The organism is Sneathiella sp., from assembly GCF_036844445.1.
In the GTDB taxonomy this organism is placed as follows: Bacteria; Pseudomonadota; Alphaproteobacteria; order Sneathiellales; family Sneathiellaceae; genus Sneathiella.
Genome location: NZ_DAIUFV010000001.1, coordinates 186,023 through 208,611 on the forward strand (window position 1 = coordinate 186,023; position 22,589 = coordinate 208,611).

16 protein-coding genes are annotated in these 22,589 nt (G+C 59.6%); 13 read left to right on the forward strand and 3 right to left on the reverse strand.

The window, feature by feature from the left end; translation table 11 throughout:
* Positions 1-14 precede the first annotated feature (14 nt).
* The 7 genes from V7Z56_RS00865 to V7Z56_RS00895 all read left to right on the forward strand — a co-directional run bounded on the left by V7Z56_RS00865 (position 15) and on the right by V7Z56_RS00895 (position 6,359).
* The gene (locus V7Z56_RS00865; protein WP_334127447.1) at positions 15-881 is read left to right on the forward strand and encodes a MaoC/PaaZ C-terminal domain-containing protein; all 867 of its coding nucleotides are present in this window, start codon (positions 15-17) and stop codon (positions 879-881) included.
* 47 nt (positions 882-928) lie between these two features.
* Positions 929-2,104 carry an ABC transporter substrate-binding protein gene (locus V7Z56_RS00870; protein ID WP_334127448.1) on the forward strand — a complete coding sequence of 392 codons (1,176 nt, stop codon included), beginning with the start codon at positions 929-931 and terminating at the stop codon, positions 2,102-2,104.
* An 18-nt stretch (positions 2,105-2,122) separates the two neighbouring features.
* Positions 2,123-2,986: a branched-chain amino acid ABC transporter permease gene (locus tag V7Z56_RS00875; protein ID WP_334127449.1), complete on the forward strand. Its 864-nt coding sequence runs from the start codon at positions 2,123-2,125 to the stop codon at positions 2,984-2,986.
* Positions 2,986-4,002 carry a branched-chain amino acid ABC transporter permease gene (locus V7Z56_RS00880; RefSeq protein WP_334127450.1) on the forward strand — a complete coding sequence of 339 codons (1,017 nt, stop codon included), beginning with the start codon at positions 2,986-2,988 and terminating at the stop codon, positions 4,000-4,002. Before V7Z56_RS00875 ends, V7Z56_RS00880 begins: the two co-directional genes overlap by 1 nt.
* Entirely contained in the window at positions 3,999-4,757 is a 759-nt protein-coding gene (locus V7Z56_RS00885) for an ABC transporter ATP-binding protein (protein WP_334127451.1), read from the forward strand. Before V7Z56_RS00880 ends, V7Z56_RS00885 begins: the two co-directional genes overlap by 4 nt.
* A 34-nt stretch (positions 4,758-4,791) precedes the next feature.
* Complete coding sequence (locus tag V7Z56_RS00890; protein WP_443023729.1) at positions 4,792-5,511, forward strand: ABC transporter ATP-binding protein; 720 nt, start codon at positions 4,792-4,794, stop codon at positions 5,509-5,511.
* A 62-nt stretch (positions 5,512-5,573) separates the two neighbouring features.
* Entirely contained in the window at positions 5,574-6,359 is a 786-nt protein-coding gene (locus tag V7Z56_RS00895) for an IclR family transcriptional regulator (protein WP_334127453.1), read from the forward strand.
* A gap of 45 nt (positions 6,360-6,404) precedes the next feature.
* Here V7Z56_RS00895 and V7Z56_RS00900 read toward each other — a convergent pair whose 3' ends face one another.
* From V7Z56_RS00900 to V7Z56_RS00910, 3 genes are all read right to left on the reverse strand, one after another.
* On the reverse strand, positions 6,405-8,042 hold the full coding sequence (locus tag V7Z56_RS00900) for an AMP-binding protein (protein WP_334127454.1): 1,638 nt from the start codon (positions 8,040-8,042) through the stop codon (positions 6,405-6,407).
* Positions 8,043-8,638: 596 nt separating this feature from the next.
* Positions 8,639-9,736, reverse strand: coding sequence for a CaiB/BaiF CoA transferase family protein (locus V7Z56_RS00905; protein ID WP_334127455.1), 1,098 nt, complete (start codon positions 9,734-9,736; stop codon positions 8,639-8,641).
* Between the two features lie 51 nt (positions 9,737-9,787).
* Entirely contained in the window at positions 9,788-11,416 is a 1,629-nt protein-coding gene (locus V7Z56_RS00910; protein WP_334127456.1) for an AMP-binding protein, read from the reverse strand.
* A gap of 244 nt (positions 11,417-11,660) precedes the next feature.
* Here V7Z56_RS00910 and V7Z56_RS00915 point away from each other — a divergent pair, with 244 nt between their 5' ends.
* The 6 genes from V7Z56_RS00915 to V7Z56_RS00940 all read left to right on the forward strand — a co-directional run bounded on the left by V7Z56_RS00915 (position 11,661) and on the right by V7Z56_RS00940 (position 22,362).
* Positions 11,661-14,957, forward strand: coding sequence for an acetyl-CoA carboxylase family protein (locus V7Z56_RS00915; protein ID WP_334127457.1), 3,297 nt, complete (start codon positions 11,661-11,663; stop codon positions 14,955-14,957).
* Positions 14,958-15,014: 57 nt separating this feature from the next.
* Positions 15,015-18,293 carry a carboxyl transferase domain-containing protein gene (locus V7Z56_RS00920; protein ID WP_334127458.1) on the forward strand — a complete coding sequence of 1,093 codons (3,279 nt, stop codon included), beginning with the start codon at positions 15,015-15,017 and terminating at the stop codon, positions 18,291-18,293.
* Positions 18,294-18,544: 251 nt separating this feature from the next.
* A complete protein-coding gene (locus tag V7Z56_RS00925) occupies positions 18,545-19,666 on the forward strand; it encodes a C4-dicarboxylate TRAP transporter substrate-binding protein (RefSeq protein ID WP_334127459.1) in 1,122 nt (373 codons plus the stop codon).
* A 41-nt stretch (positions 19,667-19,707) separates the two neighbouring features.
* Positions 19,708-20,190, forward strand: a complete 483-nt coding sequence (locus V7Z56_RS00930) for a TRAP transporter small permease (protein ID WP_334127460.1) — start codon at positions 19,708-19,710, stop codon at positions 20,188-20,190.
* Between the two features lie 34 nt (positions 20,191-20,224).
* Positions 20,225-21,538, forward strand: a complete 1,314-nt coding sequence (locus V7Z56_RS00935; protein ID WP_334127461.1) for a TRAP transporter large permease — start codon at positions 20,225-20,227, stop codon at positions 21,536-21,538.
* A gap of 155 nt (positions 21,539-21,693) precedes the next feature.
* Complete coding sequence (locus V7Z56_RS00940) at positions 21,694-22,362, forward strand: TetR/AcrR family transcriptional regulator (RefSeq protein ID WP_334127462.1); 669 nt, start codon at positions 21,694-21,696, stop codon at positions 22,360-22,362.
* Positions 22,363-22,589: the final 227 nt, after the last annotated feature.

The window sequence follows — 22,589 nt, forward strand, 5'->3', positions numbered from 1 at the left end:
GAAAGGTAATTCTCATGCCCTATTCAAGCAGCCTGATCGGTCTCACCTCGCGTCCTGAAGCCTGTGAGGTGGATAATCGCTGGGCGATGAACTATGCCGCGTCGATCGCGGATGAGAGCGAGATCCTCTATGACACGCGCGGCGGCTCGGTGCCGGTGCATCCCTTGTTTCTGTCGCATCCCGAGTGGGAGAGCCAGAAGCTGATCCGCGGCAAGCTCGGGCTGACGGAGGCCGAGCTTAGCAAGGGCGTTCAGGTGATGCAGGATACACAGATTTTCAAGCCGTTGATCTCCGGTATCCGCACCGTGACGACAGCGAAGCTCATCGGGGTGCATCGCCACCGGGCCGGGGCGTTTGCGACAATGCAGAATGACACGTCGACGGAGGCGGGCGAGCTGCTGGCGACGACAATCTCGGGGGCGATCTTCCGTGACGTTGCGGTGGAAGGCGAGGATCGCCCGCCGGCGCTTCCGGCACGTCCCGCGCTCGGCCAGACGATTGGCGAGCGGGTCGTCCGGACGATCGAGGTCGGCGCGACGGCGTGCCATGTCTATTCGGAATGTGCGCGGATCTGGAACCCGATCCATACCGATCTCGGGATTGCCGAGACGGCGGGACTGCCGGGGCTGATCCTGCATGGGACGGCGACGATTGCGATGGCGGTCTCGGCGATTAGCGACGGGGTGACGGGCGGCGATCCGCGTCCTGTCTCACGCGTCTCGGCCGAGCTGCGCGCCATGGTTATCGTGCCGACTGCGCTCACGCTCAGCTACCAGCTCTACAAAGCCAATGACGGCGGCCAGGTCGCCGCCTACGAGCTCGCCACCCAATCGGGCGATCTCGCAATCAAAAACGGGATCGTCGCGTTTGCGAAACGGTGAGTAACCAGCAGGCGCGCGATCAAAATTTCAAACCAAGGGAGGTCAAGATGAAATTCAGAAGATCAAGAAGTCTTGCGATTGCGGCGGGCGTGGCCGCGGGCGTGACACTCACATCCATGTCGATGGGTGTAGCGACGGCCAGTGACGAGGTGTTCCGCTTCGGCGTTCCCTATCCCGAAACCGGCAAATTCGCGGAATATGGCGCAAATTATTCCGACGGCATCCGGCTGGCGGTGCAGGAGATCAACGACAGGGGCGGCCTCAACATCAACGGCAAGAACGTCAAGGTGGAGGCAATCTACTGCGATACGCAGGCGAACTCCGCAACGGCCGCGGCCTGCGGGCGGCGGCTTTCGTCTCAGGATCAGGTGCCGGCGATGCTGATTTCGACGAGTATCGAGACCTTTCCGATCATGAGCTTTAACACGACGGCCGTTCCGCCGTTCCTGATTATCAGCTCGTCCGCGTCGAACAAGCTGGTGGAGCTTGGCAACCCGCTCGTCGCGCGCTACTGGTTCAACACCTATAAATATATGAACGGCTTCACCAAGCGGCTGAAAAACACCCTGCCGGAGCTTGGCAAAATCTCGATCATGCAAAGCGAGGATGAGTTCGGCAAGGCATGGGCGGACACATTCTCCGCCGGCTGGAAAGCCGCCGGCGGCGAGTTTGGGCAGATTGCAACCTATGCCAACAGCTCGACGGATTTCTATCCCCAGCTGACGGCGCTTCTGAAAGAGAAGCCCGATACCCTTGCCGTTCCGGGCGCGTGCCCGCAGGTTGCCCCGGTCGTGAAGCAGGCGATCGAGCTTGGCTTCAAGGGGCCGTTTATCTTCCAGGTCTCCTGCGGTCCGGAAGAGGCGGCGCGTTTCGCGAGTTGGGACTCCCTTGTCGGATCCGTCTTTGAAGGCAGCGGCTGGGACAGCAACTCTCCCCGTGTTGCCGAATTCAAGGAAGCCTTCAAGGCGAAATTTGGCCGCGAGGCCGTGGTCATCGCAACCGATGGATATGCCCAGGCGATGTGGCTGTTCGCCGCTGTTGAGGCTGCCGGCGGCTATGACAGCGCCGAGAAAATTCGCGCCGCAATGGCCGGCGTGATGGATCAGGAATGGAACGTCCTCGACATTTACGACCTGGAAAGCAACGGCGAGACGACGGCGATCATTCATCCTCGTGTCGTCAAGGGCCCGAATGATGTCATCGACTACACAGACAGCAACTAATCGATAGGGAGCGGTACCATGATGGCTGACATTGCGCAGAATATTGCCAATGCCTTGATGGCCGGGAGCATCTACGGACTTCTGGCGGTGTCTCTGGCGCTTGTGTTTGGTGTATTGGAAGTCCCCCAGTTTGCGTTTGGCGCACATGCCATGCTCGGGGCTTATACGGTCGCAATGTTAGCCAGTTATGGATACTGGATCCCCGTGGCGGTGGCGATAGTGCTGATGGTGATCCTCGGCGTTCTGGTTCAGGCGCTGATCTTTGATCCGCTTCGAAACGCGCCGCCCGCCACCCTGTTTATCGCCGCGTTCGGGCTTTTGCTGGTTCTGCAGGGGGTTGCGCTGATCCTGTTCGGCCCCAACAACCATACTGTCGAGCCGGCGATCTCCGGGGGCACGACCATTTTCGGCGCCATGGTGACCTATCAGCGGATGCTGGTGGTCGTCGCAACAGTCGTCGCGGTGGTCGGGCTGAACCTGTTTCTCCGCTACACCAAAACCGGGCGCAGCATTCGCGCCGTCGGGCAGAGCCGGACGGGATCGCTCGTCGTCGGCCTGTCGCCGCGGCGGATCGGCCTGATCACGATGGCGATCGGCAGCGCTCTCGCGGGTCTCGCCGGCGCGCTGCTCGCTCCGATTGCCCAGGTCTATCCGACGATGGGCGACACCATCGTTCTCAAGGCCTTTATCATTATTGTGCTCGCGGGGATGGGCAGCATCAACGGCGCCCTGCTTGGCGGGATCATTATCGGTCTCTGCGAATCCTTCGGATCGGCGTATCTGTCGCTTGAGTTCAAGGACGCCTATCCGGTCGTGCTGTTTGTTCTTGTGCTGATCGTCCGGCCGCAGGGCCTGTTCGGCAAGTCGGTGAGGGTGGCCTGATGTTCAATCGTTCCAACATACTGCCAACGGCGGCAGGTATCCTTCTTCTCGCAATCCTGCCATTCATCTTTCAATCGCCCTATCACATTCAGATCCTGACGCAGCTGCTGATCTGGACAATCCTTTTCACCGGGCTCGACATCGCGGTGGGGCATGCGGGGCTTGTCTCGGTGGCGCATGGCGCGCTGTTCGGGCTTGGCGCTTACGTCACCGGTATCCTCACCGTCGATGTGGGGTGGGGCTTCTGGTCGACCCTGCCGGTCTCGATCCTGATCGGCGCCCTCGTCGGGCTGGGCATCGGTGTCCTGACCCTTCGCCTCGATGGGCATTACTTTGTGATCGCGACGCTCGGCATCGGGCTCCTTATCACCATCATCATCCGCAACTGGACGGACCTCACGCATGGCGATCTCGGCTTGAGCCCGATCCCGAAGGCAATCGCCTTTCATGAATTCGCAATCAATCCCTCGCTCGGGATGTATTACCTGATGGCTGTCATCTGCTTCCTCTGCGTTCTCGGCTCCTTCCTGCTGATGAAGACCTCGACGGGGCGGCGCTTGCGGGCAATTCGGGACAATTCGGCGCTGGCGGCGGCTGTCGGCATTGACGTATCGCGCACGCGTCTCGTCGCTTTTCTCGTCAGCGCCGGGATGGCCGCCTTCGCCGGCAGTTTCCAGGCGTCCTACCTCTCCTATATCGAACCCTCGATCGCGAGTTTCGAGATCGGCTTTACCGCGCTGATGGCAATTATCATCGGTGGACGGGCGTCCGTCGCGGGTCCGTTCCTTGGCGCGGCGATCTTTGTCATTCTGCCGGAGCTGCTGCGAAGCGCGGACCAGTTCCGCCTCATCACGCTCGGTCTGATCCTGATCCTCGTCGTCCTGTTCGCGCCCGACGGGCTGGCCGGGCGCAGCAAGGCGCTTATCCATAAAGTGATGGAAAAACTTTTATTGAAGGCAACGGGGTCCGCGCCGGACGCCGATGAGACGCTCTCAAAGCAAAAAGGTGCGCTATGAAGGAATGGATTCTTTCAACGGAAAACCTGTCCCGCTCCTTCGGCGGGCTTGCGGCAGTCGATCAGGTGTCGTTCCGGGTAAAAAGACATGAGGTTTTCGGGATTGTCGGCCCGAACGGCGCGGGGAAGAGCACGCTCTTCAACCTGATCGCGGGTGTCCTCCCGCCAAGTCACGGCACTATTGAGGCGTTTGGCCAGAGAATTGACAGGCTGCCGACACAAAAGCGCTGCTGGATGGGGATCGGGCGCACGTTCCAGGCGTCGCAAATGTTTCCGACCCATACGATCGGCGAGAGCCTTTTGTCGGCCGGATCGGCCAAGCACCGCGGCATTTCGGGATGGCTGCGGCCGGTCGATCTCGACTCTGATCGCGAAGAAATGCGGGCGCTCCTTCCCTTTATCGGCCTTGAGGGGATGGAGGACGCCTTGCCCTCGGAACTCACGAACCTGCAACAGCAGAAGCTCGCAATCGGCATGGCGCTGATGACCGGTCCGGAGCTGCTGTTGCTGGATGAGCCGTCGGGCGGGCTGATCGAAGCGGAAGTGCTGGAACTGCTCGCCTTCATCCGCCGCATTCGCGATCGCGGCGTTACGATTGTGGTCATCGATCACAAGATGCGCCTTATGATGGCGCTCTCGGATCGCATCATGGTCATGTCGGCGGGCAAGATGATCGCCCTCGATACGCCGAAGAATATCGCCAATGATATCACTGTACAGAACGCCTATCTCGGCCGTCCGGCGAGCGCGGACTGAAGGACTGGAGATCATGATGAGCGAAAATGAGACAATCCTGAAAATCGATAACCTGTCGCTTGCCTATGGATCGCGGATTGCAGTCGATAGGGCCTCCCTGACGGTTGGCGCCGGCGAATGCGTCGCGCTCGTTGGCGCGAATGGCGCGGGGAAAAGCACGCTTCTTAAAGCTGTTGTCGGGATCCAGAAGTCATTCGGCGGCTCCATACAATATGAGGGGCGGGATGTGACAGGATGGACGCCGGAAGAGGCCGTTCGGGGCGGCGCTATCCTCTGTCCGGAGGGGCGGCATCTTTTTCCGGAAATGTCGGTACGCGACAATCTGCTGCTCGGTGCGACGAGGCTCACCCTCACCAAGGCGCAGATCAGCGAGAAGCTCGATGAGATCGAAACGCTGTTCCCCGTGGTGCGGGAGCGCTGGAGTCAGCTCGCCGGTACGCTCTCGGGCGGCGAGCAGCAGATGGTGGCGCTCGGCCGGGCGCTGATGTCGCGGCCGAAACTGCTGATTCTCGATGAGCCGTCGCTTGGTCTCGCCCCGCTTCTCGTGGAACGGGTGTTCGAGATTGTCGTGACGATCATGAAAAGCGGCTGCGCGGTGCTGATCGCCGAGCAGAATGTCCAGTCGGCGCTTGGCGTTGCGCATCGCGCCTATGTCATGGAAGCGGGCCGTATCGTAAAATCGGGTCCGGCGGCCAAACTTAGAACAGATCCCGCGCTATTATCGGCATTTATTGGTATAGATGAAGTTTCATGAGGAGAAATGCGTCATTTGGCGCTAATAAAAAGGCAGCGAATAAATAGCAGGTTGAGGCAAATATGGAAGTTCCCGCGCCGCTCGTGCGATATAATCAGATATTGGAGATTGTTTCGTGCGCTCCTCAGGGTATCAGTCTGGGTGAACTAGTCGAGGCAAGCGGATTGCCACGGAGCACGGCCCACAGGCTTGCGGCGGCACTTTGCGCGGTCGGGTATGTCGAAATGCAGGAGGACGGGCATTACAGCATCGGCCCGGGGCTGCTGAAACTGCTGAAACGCAGTCTTGCGGCAAGTGCGATGGATTATCTGCCAAGAGCGCTTCTCGCATCGATGACCGCCGAGCTTGGCGAGACCGCGTTTTTTGCCCGCCGGGTCGAGAAGCATATCGATTTGCTGGAGGCCGTTCCGCCCGAATCAACCGGGCGTTCTTACGTTTACCCCGGAACCGGCGCCCGGCCGGTCGATACCTGCTCGTCCAGCAAGGCGATTCTGGCCTATCTTGAAGATGATACGGCGCGGGAGATTTACGAAGCCTATCTCAATGACGGCAACGCGCCGAGCCACGACTGGGGCGCCTTCAGCCGGGAGCTGGAAAATGTGCGAAAGAACGGCATTGCCATCTGCGACGGTGAGATCGATGAGGGCGTCTACAGTGTCGCCTGTCCGGTGATCGTCGCCAATATGCCGGGCCTGTTCAGCATTGGCGTGGTCGGCCCGACAGCGCGGATGAAGGCGCTTTCCATCGACCGGCTGCAGGGGGTGCTGCAGGACTCAGCGGAGCAGGCATCGCATTATATTACCGAGCGGCTGTTCCGTGACGCCGGGCAGAACGATCAGGGAAAATAACACCCCCGTCTTCACGCCCGGCGGGAATCTTCTCTGCGCTGCGGCTTAAACAGACGTTCCGATCTTGTCGCGGGTGATGCGAATGCCCGCATCCTCCCGGTCCCAGGTGTCCGCGGTGATGCCCTCATCGCGCAGAAGATGCTTCTGAACCTTCTCGGTCGGGGTTTTCGGCAGCGCATCCATCACGCGGATGTAGCGCGGGATCATGAAATGCGCCATCCGCGGACGGAGAAACTCGATCAGTGCGGCGGGGTCGATCGTGCGGCCCGGAACCGGCGCAATCACTACCATCACTTCATCTTCGCCGAGCGGGCTCGGGACCCCGATGGCGGCCGCCTCGCGGATATCGGGATGCGACAGCACTTCGTTTTCCACCTCAAACGATGACACATTCTCGCCGCGGCGACGGATGGCGTCCTTGGCGCGGTCGACAAAGAAGTAGTTGCCGCTTTCATCGCGATAGAAAAGATCGCCGGTATGGAACCAGCCGTTCCGCCAGGCGGCGGCGGTCGCTTCGGGGTTGTTGTTATAACCGTGGCTGAGGCCCCACGGGCGCTCATCGCGAATGACCATCTCGCCAATCTCGCCGATCGGAACCTCGCAGTCATTGGCGTCGACCAGCCGGACTTCGGCGCCGGGGCGCACCTTGCCGCAGGTGCCGGCCTTCGTCGGGTTCTTCTCCGACAGGATCTGGCCGCTGATTTCCGACATGTTGAAGGCCGTGTAAAGATCCGTTCCGAACCGCTCATGGAATGCCGCGGCATCTTCGGAAAGCGGGACCATCATGGCCATGCGGAGCGTATGATTGCGATCATCGGGGCTCGCCGGCGCTTTGATCAGGAAAGGGGTCATCGCGCCGAGCAATGTTGCCCCCGTCGATTTCGAGCGCCGCACGGTATCCCAGAACTGATCGGTCTTGAAGGAATCGACGATGGCAATCGATCCGCCTTTAGCGAGCATCCCGTAAATCGCATTGGTGCCGCTCGCGTGGAACATCGGCAGGCTGATCAGCCGCCGGTCCTTCTCCGTCAGCATGACCTGCAGGCTGGTGGTCATCGTGTAGAGATGCAGGTAGGAGGAGAGGACGCCTTTCGATGGGCCGGTCGTGCCCGAGGTATAGATGATGGATTGCAGATCCCACGGATCGATCGGGCGATCGAGCGGCTCCGGCACGTCCCCCGTTTCGCCGAGCGCGTCGGCGCCGAGAACTTTCGCCTGCGTGAGCGCGGCCGCGCCGCCGACCGCAACAACGGTCTCGAGATCGGCGAGGTCGAGCCCTTCCATGCGCTCGACAAGCTCGGCATGGGCAATCATGACCTTGGCGCCGGAATTGCGGATGACATGCTCAAGCAGCGTGCCGCGATAGGCAATATTGATGGGGACGAAAACGGCGCCGATATAGTTGATGCCGAACCAGCAGCGCAAAATCATCGGTCCGTTCGGCATCCAGACGAGGACGCGGTCACCGCGGCGGACGCCAAGTTTCTGAAGGCCGGCGGCGGTCCGCTGCGCTTCCTGCTGCATCCGTTGATACGTCCAGGCGGCCTCGTTTTCGAACCAGGCGAACTCGCGATCCGGACACTCGACAGCCAGCCGGTCGAGGATATGGCGCAGCACGCACTGGTCACGCGGCGGAATGCGCGGATCAGAAAAGGGCGCTGATATCGAATCGGTTGAGTGCATTCTTTCCTCCCTCGGATTGGTCCATCTTGTCTCGGGCTTTTATATTATATGGAATGTTCTACGCTCGGCGCATTCTCTTTACTGATCTGCTGTTTTTACATCCCAACGGGTTCATTGCTTATAGACATCCGATCCCGACGCTCCATCGGGACGGACGCCCGGCAGTCAGCCAAAAGCTGTGCGATGGCTTTTGAGTTGGCGGACGGGGGATCACGCGTAGCCTGTCCATCATTTCACGTCATTCTGCCTGGTGCTTCGGTCTCCGGAGCGGAGGAAAAGGCGCCGAATTATTGTTATTAATTGGTAGCTCAATTAATAACAATAAACAGAAAGGCTGACAAGCTTTCCTTCACTGATCGGGACGGGGGAGGGGAAAATAAGTCCTGGAGGCGCGGACGAAACCGGGCGGTTTTTATCTCCCGCCCGGCCCCTTTTGCGGCATTGTCAGGGCGAGCCGAGACTTAGGCGTCGAAAGGACAAGTAAACCACAGGTTGTCCCGCCCCGTCGCCAGCCTGGCGTCACTTTATATGAGGGGAGGGAGAGAGTTGATCCCTGTTGAGGGGCCGTGACGCTCTCCCGCCCCGTTTTGTTTATCCTATGCGGTCGCTTCCATCTCGAGTTCGCGGAGGATTTCCTTTGTATGCGCGCCGATTTTCTCCGGCAGCCGTCCGACGGCGGACGGCGTTCTTGAGAACCTGGGCGCGGCGTTGACCTGCGGGCGGTCATCGACGGTAACAACCGTCTCTCGCGCCTTCATGTGCGGATGGTTTCCGACTTCGGTGAAGGTGAGGACGGGCGCAAAGCAGATGTCGGTTCCCTCCATCAACTGACACCATTCATCGCGGGTGCGGGTGAGGAAGATCTTGCGGAGCTCCTCGGTCATCGCCGGCCAGTTGGCCTCGTTCAGCTGCTGGTCCCAGAGCGCACCTTCCAGCTTCAGCTTGTCTTTCAGCATCGCAAAGAATTGCGGCTCGATGCTGCCGATGGAGACATAGCCGCCGTCCGATGTCTCATAGACATTGTAATAGGGCGCGCCGCCATCAATCTGGTTCGATGCGCGCCCGGCCTTCCAGACCCCTTCCATCGCGCGCGCATAAATGCTGCCGGCGAGCGAGGTCGCGCCGTCGACCATGGCGGCGTCAATGACCTGTCCCTTTCCGGACCGTGAACGCTCAAAAAGCGCGGCGCAGATGCCCATGGCGAGATAGAGCGCCCCGCCGCCGAAATCGCCGACGAGATTGAGCGGGATGACCGGCGCGCCATCTTTCGGGCCGATCGCGGCGAGCGCGCCGGTCAGCGAGATATAGTTGATGTCGTGTCCCGCCGCGTTGGCAAGGGGGCCTTCCTGACCCCAGCCGGTCATGCGCCCGTAGATGAGCGCGGGGTTTGCCTTGAGGCAGACATCGGGGCCGAGGCCGAGCCGTTCCATGACGCCCGGGCGATAACCTTCGAGCAGAACGTCGGATCGTTTGACGAGGCGAAGCGCGGTTTCAACGTCGGCAGGGTTCTTGAGATCGAGCGCGATAGACCGCTTGCCGCGGGAGAGAACGGAGTTCTGCGCTTCATTCTCCGCCGCCTTCCTGTCGATGCAGATGACGTCTGCGCCCATGTCGGCGAGGAGCATGCCGCAAAACGGACCCGGCCCAATTCCCGAAAACTCAACCACTTTAAGACCTGTAAGAGGGCCACTCATATTAAACTCCTTAAAATCTTTATTCATCAACTCATGTCGTTCGCGGCCTGCTCAGAAAGGCTTGCCGTCAACCAGGTATCGCTTGGTCTCGCGGTCATAGGTGGTCGTGGTGAACGGCGTTTTTCTGAGGTCGGCCTTCAGGATCTTTTCCGTCGGCGTTTTTGGCAGGGCATCGAAAAACTCGATATAGCGTGGCAGCATGAAGGCCGAGAGGCGCGGCGTCAGAAACTCGATGATTTCCTCGGGCGTGACCGAGTGCCCTTCCTTGATCGCGATGCAGGCCTTGACGTCGTCATCGGCATGATCGCTCGGCGCCTTGATGGCGGCCGATTCAAAGACTGCCGGATGCGCATTAATCTCCCGCTCGATCTCGAAGCTTGAGATATTCTCCCCCTTGCGGCGGATCGCATCATTGTTGCGATCGCAGAAGATAAGCTGGCCGTTCGGCGCCATTCGCATCAGATCGCCGGTGTGGAACCAGCCATTGCGCATGACCTTGGCGGTCGCTTCGGGCATATTCACATAGCCCTGCATAATCATCCACGGCTCGCGGGAGCGGACAACCATCTCGCCAACTTCGCCGGGCGCGACTTCCATGTCGTTCTCATCGACAATCCGCGCCTCATAATCGTCACGGATGTAGCCGGCATAGCCGCTGAGGCCTTTTCCCATCGGCGCCGTTGCGATGACCGACGCCTCGGTCGAGCCATAGCCGGTGGCCACGCCGGTAACGCCAAAGCGTTCCTTGAAGCGCTCGAGATCGGCAATGACCGGGGTGATGCCGATCTTCTTGATCGGCTGATCCTTGTCATCGGGCCGCTCCGGCTGGTTCAGCAGATATTGCGCGATCGTGCCGAGCATGCGCGACGAGGTTGCGCCATATTTCCGCGCGCTGTCGAAGAAGGTGCTGGCCGAGAAGCCGGGAAGGATGACGGCCGTCGCTTTATAGATAAAGGGCGCGTAGACGCCGGCCCATTTTGCAGTGACATGAAAGAGCGGCAGGACGACCATGCTGACGTCGCTGCTGTCGAGATTGTCCTGCTGTACGATGGAGGCATAGCTGTAGGCCTGCGCGTGACTGATCATGGCGCCTTTGGACGGGCCCGTCGTGCCGGACGTATAGATGATACAGATCGTGTCCCAGGGCTTTACGTCCTCCATTGGTTCCGGCCGCCGCTTCAGATCGTCAAACGCGATGACTTTCATATGCGCCGGGAGATCCGGGCGCGTCGCCATCTCGCCCCGCACAACCAGCGTTTCGATCATGTCGAGTTCACCCGCGATTTCAACCAGCCGCTCGACATACTTCGCTTCGACAATCATAATCTTTGAGCCGGACGTGCGGATGACATGGGCGAGGAGCGAGCCGCGGTATCCCGTATTGATCGGCGCCTCGATCCGGGCCGTCAATGAAAGGCCGACCGAGAGCAGGACAAAGTCGACCGAGTTGTCCAGCATGGCGAGCACCACCTTCTGGCGCTCGACACCAAGGTCAACGAACGCGCCGGCGAGATTGAGGCCTTCCTCTACGAGTTGACGATAGGTCAGCTCCCGCTCCGGACCGCGAAGCGCCAGCTTGTCGGGGATTTCCGCGAGCGCGGTCTTCATGACGGCGCTCGCCGTCCGTTCCATTAAAGGGGGTAATTTCACTTTCAGCAGGTGCGGCAGCTGAGAACTCATAAATAGTCTCCCTCGGTCTGTGCCGGATGCGACGGCATTCTTTTTATTCACATAAGGTTGGTCGGGTGCTGCGGGTTGTGAGGGGCAGCGGTTTTGATTTTTGATGACTTTATCCAAAAATAAATTGGTAGACAAATCAATTTATTTTTTGATAGTTTCGCGACAGCCGAGTGAAGAAGAACGGAAATTATAATTACTCGCAATCCCTTTTTTTTGACCTGAAAATCGAATGGAGTTCGCCTTGTTGTCTGGACCTGTACTGATCGCAAATCGTGGGGAGATCGCGGTGCGCATTGCCCGCGCGCTGGCCGAACTGGGGGTCGAAAGTGTTGCGATCTACGCATCTGATGACAGCGATTCGTTACATGTAAAGGCGGCCGACCGGGCCCTTGCCTTGCCGGGACGAGGCGTTGCGGCCTATCTCAATATCAACTCGATCATTGCGGCAGGCAAAGAGGCGGGCTGCGTTGCGGTGCATCCGGGCTACGGGTTCCTCTCCGAAAGCGCTGAATTTGCAAGGGCTTGTGAAGCGGAGGGTCTTTCCTTCGTCGGCCCGACGCCGGATATGCTGGAGAAGCTTGGCGACAAGGCGGCGGCCCGGGCGCTGGCGTTGAAACTCGGTGTGCCACTGCTTTCCGGCACCAACAAGGCAACGTCACTCGATGAGGTCCGCGCATTTCTGGAGAAGGCGCCGGAGACGGGCGGCGTGATGCTGAAGGCGCTGCTCGGCGGCGGCGGACGCGGTGTGCGGATCGTGCAGAAGGGCCGCGATCTCGATGCAGCCTATGCGGCCTGCGCCTCGGAAGCCGAGAAAGCCTTCGGCAGCGGCGAACTATATGTCGAGGAATATTTACCCCGCGCCCGCCATATCGAAGTGCAGATCCTTGGCGACGGCAAGGGCGGTCTTGTCCATCTCGGCGAGCGCGACTGCACGCTGCAGCGCCGCCACCAGAAGCTGGTCGAGTTTGCGCCTGCGCCCGGCCTGAACGAAGAGGTGCGCGCCGCGCTTCTTCGCGATGCGCTGAAAATGGCGGCAGAAGTCAACTATCGCGGCGCCGCGACGTTTGAGTTCCTCGTCGATGCCGATAAAGGCGACCGCTACTGGTTCATGGAAGTCAACCCGCGCATCCAGGTGGAGCATACGGTCACCGAAGAGGTCACCGGCGTCGATCTGGTGCAGGCGCAGCTCCGCATCACGGCGGGGGAGACTCTTGCCGATATCGGCATTTCGCAGGATGCCATTGCGAAACCATCGAAATTCGCCGTACAGCTTCGCGTCAATATGGAAAAGCTGACCGCAATTGGAGAGATCCTGCCGGCGAGCGGCACGCTTACGCGCTATGATATGCCGTCCGGGCCCGGTGTCCGGATCGACGGCTTCGGCTATTCGGGCTATCGTGTCATGCCGACCTATGACAGCCTGCTTGCGAAAGTCATTGTCTCGGTAAATGGCGCCGATGATAAAGCCTATCAGCGGCTCCTGATCAAGGCGCAGCGTGCGCTGAATGAATGCGGTATCGGCGGCGTCGAGACGAACCTCTATTTCCAGCGTGCCCTGCTTGCGCACCCCGACCTCGCGGCCAACAAGGTCTTTACGCGCTTTATCGAAGAGAAGGGCGCGGAGCTGGTGGCGAGGGCCGTCGCGCTGCAGGAGGCGGAGGCGCCAGCAGCAACGGAAGTCGCCGCCCAGGAAGTGCAGCAGATCGACGTTCCGGCCGGCAATATTGCGGTCTCCGCCCCGATGGTCGGGTATCTGGCCGAAGTCCTCGTCGCCGAAGGCGATGTTGTTGCCGCCAACCAGCCGATTGCCGTCCTTGAAGCGATGAAGATGGAGCATATCATCGTGGCGCCGGAAGGTGGCATTGTCACAAAAATCGCGTTTGAGGGCGGCGCGCAGCTTGAGGTCGGCTCGATCATCCTCGCGATCGATCCGGCGGGGGCGGGCGAGGGCGAAGTCGTTGACGCGGCCGAGCAGTCGATTGATGCCATTCCGCCGTCGCTTGCGGAAATTCTGGCGCGCAAAGACATGCTGAAAGATGAATTCCGTCCCGATGCGGTTGCCCGCCGGCGCAAGACGGGGCAGCAGACGGCGCGCGAGAATGTCGCCGCGGTTTGCGATCCGGAAACTTTCCGGGAATATGGCGCGCTTGTCCTCGCCGAGCAGCGGCGCCGGCGCAGCATGGAAGAGCTGATCAAGATGAGCCCCGCCGACGGTCTGATCACCGGAACGGCGCGCGTCAACTCCGAGCAGTTCCCGGGCGAGAACAGCAAATGCGCCATCATCGCCTATGACTACACCGTTTTTGCCGGAACGCAGGGACGCGCCAACCACAAAAAGATGGACCGGATGTTCAATATCGCCGAGCGCGATAACCTGCCGCTGATCCTCTTTGCCGAAGGCGGCGGCGGTCGTCCGGGCGATATCGACAACCTCCGCGTCGCCGGCCTGAACTTCCCGACCTTCACCATGCTGGCGCGGCGGAGCGGTAAGGCGCCGTCGATCGGGATTGTCTCCGGCCGCTGCTTTGCCGGGAACGCGGCGCTGCTTGGCTGCTGCGATGTCATCATTTCAACACCCGACGCCAATATCGGCATGGGGGGGCCTGCGATGATCGAAGGCGGCGGCCTCGGCGTTTTCCGGCCCGAGGATATCGGCCCGGTCGATGTGCAGACAGCGAACGGCGTCATCGACATTCTGGTGAAGGACGAGATCGAGGCCGCGGCGGTTGCGCGGAAATATCTCTCCTATTTCCAGGGACCGATCAATGAGTGGTCGGCTGAGGATCAGCGCCTGCTTCGTCACATGGTGCCCGAGAACCGCAAACGCGCTTTTGACGTGCGGCGGATTATCCACGCGCTCTGCGACACCGATTCCGTTCTCGAAATCCGCGAGAGCTTCGGGCTCGGCATCATCACCGCGCTTGCCCGCATTGAGGGGCGTCCGTTCGGCCTGATCGCCAATAACAGCCAGCATCTCTCGGGCGCAATCGACAGCGAGGCGGCAAGTAAAGCCTCCCGCTTCATCGAGCTGTGCAACGCCTATGATCTGCCCGTGGTCTCGCTCTGCGATACGCCCGGCTTCATGGTTGGCCCCGACTCCGAGAAGGAAGCGGCGGTCCGCCAGTTCTCGCGCTTCTTTATCAAGGGCGCGGCGCTCGAATCCCCGCTTATGACGGTCGTCCTCCGCCGCGCTTATGGGCTTGGCGCCATGGCAATGGCAGGCGGCGACTTCTTCGTGCCGCAATATGCCGTGACCTGGCCGCTCGGCGAGTTCGGCGGCATGGGGCTTGAGGGCAGCGTCCGCCTCGGTTTCCGCCGCGAGCTGGAAGCGATCGAGGATCCGGTCGCGCGCGAAGCGAAATATCAGGAAATGGTTGACGCCGCCTATGAGCGGGGCAAGGGGCTCAATGTCGCCACCTTCTTCGAGATTGACGACGTGATCGACCCGAAAGACACCCGGGAGTTGATTTCCATCATGCTGAAAGGGCACGAAGCGCGGCCGTGGGGCGCGACGCCGCACCGCTACATTGATCCCTGGTAAAAAATAAAAAAGTCAGCTAGCAACGCAACGAAGTGATGCGGGGAGCGATTAAAGAAAATGTTTGAGAAGATCCTTATTGCGAACCGCGGCGAAGTGGCGATCCGGATTGCCCGCGCGGCGGATGGCCTTGGCATCAAAACCGTTGCCGTCTATGCGCCGGAGGATGTCGCCTCCCTGCATCTTGCCCAGGCCGGGGAAACGGTGGCGTTGCCGGGACGGGGAGCGGCCGCCTATCTCGATATCGCGGCGGTTGTCGCGGCGGCGGTTGAGACCGGCTGCGATGCCGTCCATCCGGGCTATGGCTTTCTCGCTGAAAGCGCGGCGTTCGCGCGCGCCTGCAAGGACGCCAAACTCACCTTTATCGGCCCCGATCCGGAGGCGCTTGAGCTGCTCGGCGATAAAGGCAAGGCGCGGGCGCTTGCCAAGAAAATCGGCGTCCCGCTTGCCGAAGGCAGCGTCGGCGCGACCGATCTCGCAGAAGCCCGCCGCATCATGGAAAGCTTCGGCGGCCGTCCCGCGATGATCAAGGCGCTTGCCGGCGGTGGTGGCCGCGGGATGCGTGTTGTCGAAAACATTGACGACCTCGAGGACGCCTTTGTTCGCGCCGGCTCGGAGGCGAAGGCCTCCTTCGGCTCGGACGCGCTTTATATCGAGGAGCTGATCCGGCCTGCCCGCCATGTGGAAATCCAGATTGTCGGCGACCGTGCCGGTAACGTCATCCATCTTTTCGAGCGCGAATGCAGCCTGCAGCGGCGCCAGCAGAAGCTGATCGAATTCGCCCCCGCGCCGGGTCTTGACCCTGATTTACGCGATCAAATTGCCGCATCGGCCGTTGAACTTGCCCGCGCCGCGAAAATTCACACGCTCTGCACGATGGAGTTTCTTGTCGATCCGGACCCGGCGGCAAATCGCTTCGTCTTTATGGAGGCCAACCCGCGCCTTCAGGTCGAGCATACGGTCACCGAAGAGGTCATGAGCATTGATCTCGTCCAGACCCAGATCTGCATCGCGGCAGGGGAGAGCCTTGAGGCGCTCGGCCTGTCGCAGGACGCCATCGGACGCCCGCGCGGCATGGCGGTGCAGCTTCGCGTGAATATGGAGCAGGTGTCGGCTGACGGGACCGCGATGCCGACAGGCGGCACGCTCCGCGCCTTCTCGCCTCCGGGCGGGGCAGGTATCCGGGTGGAAACATTCGGCTATACGGGCTACCGGACAACATCCGCTTTTGATTCGTTGCTCGCAAAAGTGATTGCCTTCGCCCCGTCCGGCAATATCCGGGACGTTCTCGCGCGCGGCTACCGGGCACTTTCCGAATTCCGCATCGAGGGGCTTGAGACCAACATCGGCTTTCTGCAAAGCCTGATGCGGCTTCCCGAGGTTGAAGAGGGACACACGACAACCGGTCTTGTTGAGGCCTACGCGCCGAAGATTGTCGAGCAGGGGATGGAGCATCCGCGCTATTTCAGGAATGACGCACCGGCTGACAACTCGGGCTCCGCGGATGCCGCGCAGTCGCAGGGACCGGCCGGCACCCGTGCCGCGCCGGCGCCGCTTGGCGGGCTGCTCGTCGAGATCTTAGCCGAAGAAGGCGCGCTCATCGCTGCGGGCACGAAAGTCGCGATTATCGAAGCCATGAAGATGGAGCATATCATCACGGCGGAGCGGTCGGGCATTGTCCGACTGGTTGCCGCGGAAAAAGGCGGCACGATCGAGCGCGGCGAAACCCTCTATTTCTTTGAGCCGGCCGAGGTTGGCGACGTCGCGGAGGCGCATCAGGAAGAAGAAGGACCCGATGCCGAGACCGAGAAAGCGCTTGAGGTTGCGCGGACGGCACGGCGTTCGGTGCTCGATGAAAGCCGGCCGGATATGGTGGAATCGCTTCACAAGCGCGGATCGCTGACCGCACGCGAGCGGATTGATATCCTCTGCGATGAAGGGACTTTCAAAGAAATCGGCAGCCTGATCCGCAATCCCGCGCTCTCGCGCGAAGCACCGGCGGACGGGATCGTCGCCGGGTCTGCGCGCATTGAGGGCCGCCCGGTGATGGTCGTCTCGCAGGATTTCTCCGTCTATGGCGGCAGTTCGGGGCATCTGGGAAGTGAAAAGCTGGTGCGCATCGCCAAACTCGCCGAGCTGCACGGTTGCCCCCTGGTCCTGCTGCTCGATGGCGGCGGACATCGCATTCAGGACGGCCAGAATTCCCGCGCCTATGCCCGCTCGCGCGATCTGTTCGCGACCTTTGCCCGGATGACCGGCTGGGTGCCGATCGTTTCCGCGGTTCTCGGCTTCGGGTTCGCGGCAAACACCAACTACAGCGCGATGGCAGACCTCGTGCTGATGGTGAAGGGCAAGTCGACAATGGGTCTCGCGGGCCCTGCGCTTGTCAAAGCCGGAACCGGCGAGGTGATCACCGCGGTTGAGCTTGGCGGAACCGCGCGGCAGGTCGAAAAGACCGGTCTTGCGGATGCGGCCGTCGACAGCGAGGAAGAAGCGATCCTCACCTTAAGGCGGTTCCTCTCCTATCTGCCCTCCAACGCGCAGGCGCCGGCGAATATCAAGCCCGCCATTGCCCCGAAGGAGGATCAGGAGCTTCTCGAAAGCCTTGTGCCGGCGAATACGCGCAAATCCTATGACATGCGCCGGGTGATCGAAATTCTTTCCGATGCGGACAGCGTGTTCGAAATCAAGCCCGATTTTGCCAAGAACGTCATCACGGCTCTGACCCGCATTGACGGGCGTCCGGTCGGAATTATCGCCAACCAGCCGCTGCATCTCAGCGGAATGCTGAATGCGGATGCCTGTGAGAAGGCGGCGCGCTTTATCGCGCTCTGCGATGCCTACGGAATACCGCTCGTCTATCTGGTCGATATCCCGGGCATGTCCATCGGCACACCGGCGGAAGATACCAATCTCGGACGGCGGAGCGCGAAGATGCTGTTCGAGCTCGGCCATGCGACGGTGCCGCGCATCTCAATCGTTCTTCGCAAGGGCTACGGGCTTGGCTATGTGGTGATGGCCGGCGGGCGGAGCTTTGATGCGGATGCCAACTTCATCTGGCCGACCGCTGAAATCTGCGCGATGTCGGTGGAAGGATCGATCGACGTCGCCTATGCCAAACAGTATCAGAATGCGCCGGATCCGCAGGCCCGCCGCCAGGAGCTGATCGACGAGATGCGCCGCGAGATCGACCCCCTGAAAGCGGCGGAAGGATTTGGCATAGACGAGCTGATTCTGCCCTCGGAAACACGCGAGCGGATCATCGAGGTTCTTGAACGGGCACCGGCGCGGCGGCCGTCCCGGATGCCGCCGAAATTCCGCTCGATTGCACCGATTTGAGGCCGGAAACCGGTGATGAAATCGACACTAAAATATCAGCGAAAGCCGCTAAATCCTTGTTCTGCAAAGGGCTGAAATATTAATTGTTAGATTGACCAATTAATATTGACACGGTGAACCGGCGCTGATTAATATGCGATAAAATTAAGAAAGAAGTAAGTGAAATTCTGTGGATGGTCGGCGCACCGTCTGGCCCTAAGTAGAATAACAGAAACAGAAGCAGTCCTAACGTACTGGGAGGAAAGTACATAATGAAAAAAGCGAAGTATCTGTCCCTGGTTTTCGGCGCGGCAATGGCTGTCAGCATGAACGTCGCCGCCGTGGACGCGAAAGAGCTGAAGTATAACTTTGGTGGTAGCGAATCGGGCCTTTCACGGGGCGCTGACAAGTTCGCCGAAGTGCTTGCAAAAGAGACCGACGGCCGCTACACGGCCAAGGTTTATATCGGCAACCTGTTCGGTTACAGCGAAACCAACGGGGCGCTGCGCGAAGGTCTCGCCGATGTCGGCTTCCTTGTCGCACCCTACTTCCGTGCTGAATACCCGCAGACCAACCTGATCGCCGACCTTGCTACTGCAGGCGCCGATCCGTATGCGGCGTCCGGTGCGCTGAACGAATATTACATGACCTGCGATGAATGTATCGCAGAGTTCAAGAAGCAGAACCAGCTGCTGACCGGCATGACGGCAATCGGCCCGTACTACATGTATTCCAAGCCGCGTATCGATTCGCTGGAAACCATGAAGGGCCAGAAAATCCGCGGCTTCGGCACCTTCGGTCGCTGGGTAACGGAAATGGGCGGCTCCGCGTCCAACATCTCGTCCAACGACGTTTACAGCGCGATGAGCCAGGGCGTTCTGAGCGGTTCCACGCACACCGCCTACACCATCATTAACCTCTCGATGGGTGAAGTTACCGACTATCTTCTCGATGCGCCGATCGGCCTCGGGATGGGTAACTCCCTGTTCAGCACCAACCTCGATGTCTGGAACGAGCTGTCCGAAGAAGACAAGCGTGCCTTCCTGAAGGCCGTTGCATATGGCCACGCGGCAGCGACGATCGAATACCAGGCTGACAACCTCATCGTTATGGAAGGCAAGCCCGGCGAGCATGGCGTCGAGATCATCAAGGCGGACGACGCCTTCATGGCAAAGCACGAAGAGTTCCGCGCGAAGGATATCGACCTGATCGTGAAGAACGCCATCGAGCAGTATGGCATTCCGGATGCCGAAGCACGCAAGGACCGCTTCCTCGCGCTGATGGCGAAGTGGGAAGATCTGGTCAAGACGGTCGACTTCAAGAATATCGATGAACTGGGGCAGCTTTACTATGATGAAGTCTACTCCAAAGTTGACGTCTCCAAGCTCAACTAACATCTATGACCGGTTTATTAGATAAACTTGTCAACAGGCTTGTGTCCGCCTCGACTTTTGTCGGGGCGGTCATTCTCATCCTGATGATGATCCAGGTTGTGGCCGACGTCATTGCAAGCAACGTCTTTCACAGCCCCATCCCCGCAAACTCTGTTGTCGTGACGCATTACTACATGGTTGCGGTTGTCTTTCTCCCGATCGCCCTTGCGGAATTGCGTGACGACAACATTACCGTTGAAATCGCCTATCAGGTGATGCCGCGCGGCATGCAGAAGGCGACGATGTATTTCTCCTGGACGCTCAGTCTCGTTATTTGCGGCCTGCTGATTGTCAGCCTCTGGGAATATGCGGTGAAGAAATTCCAGACCAACGCGTTCGTTCTCGAGCAGGAAATCAATCTCGTAACCTGGCCGACATATTTTATCCTGCCGTTCAGTTTCGCGATCATGGGTCTTGTTCTCGTGCGGCACATGGTCAAAGGTCCGGACGCCGTCGAAGCCGACGCGTTGAAGCGCGGTCTGTAATCAGAAAATACAAAGAAGCGGGGGAGGGTAATCCGTGGAAAGTGAAATTATCGGGTTGATCAGCCTTGCGGCTGTAATCGGACTGCTGCTGCTGCGCGTCCCGATTGCGGTTGCTCTGATCGCCGTGTCTTTTGTGGGAATCAGCCTCATACTCGGGACGAAGCAGGCGTGGGGAATCCTGTCGGTTATCCCGTATGCCTTCGCGGCGAAGTGGACCTTGTCCTCCATCCCGATGTTCCTGCTGATGGGCTTTATGGCGCATCACGGTGGGCTGACAGCCGGGCTTTTCTCCGCAGCGCGGATATGGCTTTCCCGGCTGCCGGGCGGGCTGGCCGTCGCGGCCGTCCTTGGATGTTCGGGTTTTGCGGCCGTTTCGGGGTCGAGCGTGGCCTGTGCGGCGGCGATGGGGCGCATCTCCGTCCCGCAGATGATGAAGTATAACTATTCGCCGAGCCTTGCGACAGGCGCGGTTGCCGCGGGAGGAACCCTCGGGGCTCTGATCCCGCCGAGCATCCTTCTGATCCTTTTCGGTATTTTTACGGAAACGTCGATCAATACCCTGTTCATCGCGTCAATTGGCGTAGGTGTCGCGTCGGCCCTGGCCTACATCCTGATGATTATCATCCGCGTGGCGATTAACCCGGAACTTGCGCCACAGGTTGACGATCAGCCGTCCTGGGCCGATAAAGTCGCCTCGCTGAAGGAAGTATGGCCGGTCCTTATTCTTTTCGGCGTCGTGCTCGGCGGTATGTTCATCGGCCTGTTCACGGCAACGGAAGCCGGTGCGGTCGGCGCGCTGATGACGATCATTATCAGCTTCTTCAAAAAGACGCTTACCTTCGACGCAATCAAGACGACGCTCGTCGAGACGCTGAGCACCACGGCGAGCCTGTTCTTTATCGCCATCGGCGCGAGCTTTTTCATCCGCTTCCTCACCTTTTCCGGAGCGGACGATCTGATTTCCGAGATCATTCTGCAGGTTGGCACCGATCGCCTGACGCTGATCTTCGGCATGATCGGTATCTATCTCTTCATGGGCATGTTCGTCGATCCGCTCGGGACGATGCTGCTGACGCTGCCGCTGGTGATGCCGGTTCTGGCGCAGCTTGACATTTCCCTCATCTGGTTTGGTGTCTTCCTGGTCAAGATGCTGGAAATCGGAATGATCACGCCGCCTGTGGGGTTGAACGTTTTCGTCCTGAAAACGGTGGTCGACAAGAGTATCTCTCTCGGCACGATCTTCAAGGGCGTTATGTGGTTCATTGCCGTCGACCTGCTTGTGGTTCTGTTTATGGTCTTTGTCCCGCAGGTGGTACATTTCCTGCCTAGCCTTATGATAACCGGGTGACATATCTCCGGGCTGCCGCATAAAGCAGCCCGGAACACTTCCGGGTGTCGGAGGCGGCTGTGCAGCTTGGCGTAGAATAGGTGATCTCCGAGTGAGGTCTTGTGTGTTCGCAAGTCTATTGTATATTTGGGTTTTTCTATTGAAACTCGAGAGAAATGAACCAGGTTAAACGACAGAAGAGCAAGGGGCCGGGGCGTCCGAACAAGGCGGTGGCGCAAGACAGGGATTCTCGAGAGCAGTTGCTCGCTGTGGCGGCGAAGCTGTTCGCCCGCTACGGGTATGACGGGGTTACCACTGTCGCCATCGCCAAAGCTGTCGGCGTCCGGCAATCGATGGTTCATTATCACTTCAAGTCCAAGGCGTTGCTTTGGGAAGAAGCGATTCACTATATTATGCGAAAGCGTAAGGCGCTTTTTCCGATCAATGACCCCTTGATCACCAGCCTGCCGGCCGTCGAGCGCGCCAAGACACATATCCGGCTCCTTTTCGATGCCTCGATCAAGGAGCCGGAATATGGCCGGATCTTCCAATATGAAGCCATCGTCGGCGGGGAGCGGTTCAAATGGCTGATGGATCATTATGTGCGCCGGTCCGTGTCCATCATCGACAAAACCATTGCCGAAGCCGTGGAATCCGGCGAAATTCGCGATCTTCCTGTCGAACATCTGACGGCGATCATCTCCGTCCCGCGCTATCTCAGCATCGTCTTCGAGGCTGTTGTCCGGGACATTCACAACATCGATACGCCCCCGGAAGAGTATATGGCGGGCCTCTGCGAAACCTATATTGATGTCCTCTTCAACGGGATGCTGAAGCGGGACTGAGACGCCACAATCATAAATCGATCAGGACTTCAACAGGCAGGCGCTTTTGTTGCGCAATCAAAAAGGGCCGGATATAAATAGGTAGGTCAACCAATTTAATTGCTTTAATCGGCGCCGCCGTAAAGTTAGCCGGATGGTCGGGGATCAAGTCGCTCAACATTCGGAAATATATATGAGTAGAGGAGTGAGGATGAGGGAAAAGCGCGTTCGGACCTTCCGGATATGTG

Coding starts and splice junctions, on each gene's coding strand:
- V7Z56_RS00865 (WP_334127447.1), top strand. CDS start 15: ATGCCCTATTCAAGCAGCCTGATCGGTCTCACCTCGCGTCCTGAAGCC.
- V7Z56_RS00870 (WP_334127448.1), top strand. CDS start 929: ATGAAATTCAGAAGATCAAGAAGTCTTGCGATTGCGGCGGGCGTGGCC.
- V7Z56_RS00875 (WP_334127449.1), top strand. CDS start 2,123: ATGATGGCTGACATTGCGCAGAATATTGCCAATGCCTTGATGGCCGGG.
- V7Z56_RS00880 (WP_334127450.1), top strand. CDS start 2,986: ATGTTCAATCGTTCCAACATACTGCCAACGGCGGCAGGTATCCTTCTT.
- V7Z56_RS00885 (WP_334127451.1), top strand. CDS start 3,999: ATGAAGGAATGGATTCTTTCAACGGAAAACCTGTCCCGCTCCTTCGGC.
- V7Z56_RS00895 (WP_334127453.1), top strand. CDS start 5,574: ATGGAAGTTCCCGCGCCGCTCGTGCGATATAATCAGATATTGGAGATT.
- V7Z56_RS00900 (WP_334127454.1), bottom strand. CDS start 8,042: ATGCACTCAACCGATTCGATATCAGCGCCCTTTTCTGATCCGCGCATT.
- V7Z56_RS00905 (WP_334127455.1), bottom strand. CDS start 9,736: ATGAGTGGCCCTCTTACAGGTCTTAAAGTGGTTGAGTTTTCGGGAATT.
- V7Z56_RS00910 (WP_334127456.1), bottom strand. CDS start 11,416: ATGAGTTCTCAGCTGCCGCACCTGCTGAAAGTGAAATTACCCCCTTTA.
- V7Z56_RS00920 (WP_334127458.1), top strand. CDS start 15,015: ATGTTTGAGAAGATCCTTATTGCGAACCGCGGCGAAGTGGCGATCCGG.
- V7Z56_RS00925 (WP_334127459.1), top strand. CDS start 18,545: ATGAAAAAAGCGAAGTATCTGTCCCTGGTTTTCGGCGCGGCAATGGCT.
- V7Z56_RS00940 (WP_334127462.1), top strand. CDS start 21,694: ATGAACCAGGTTAAACGACAGAAGAGCAAGGGGCCGGGGCGTCCGAAC.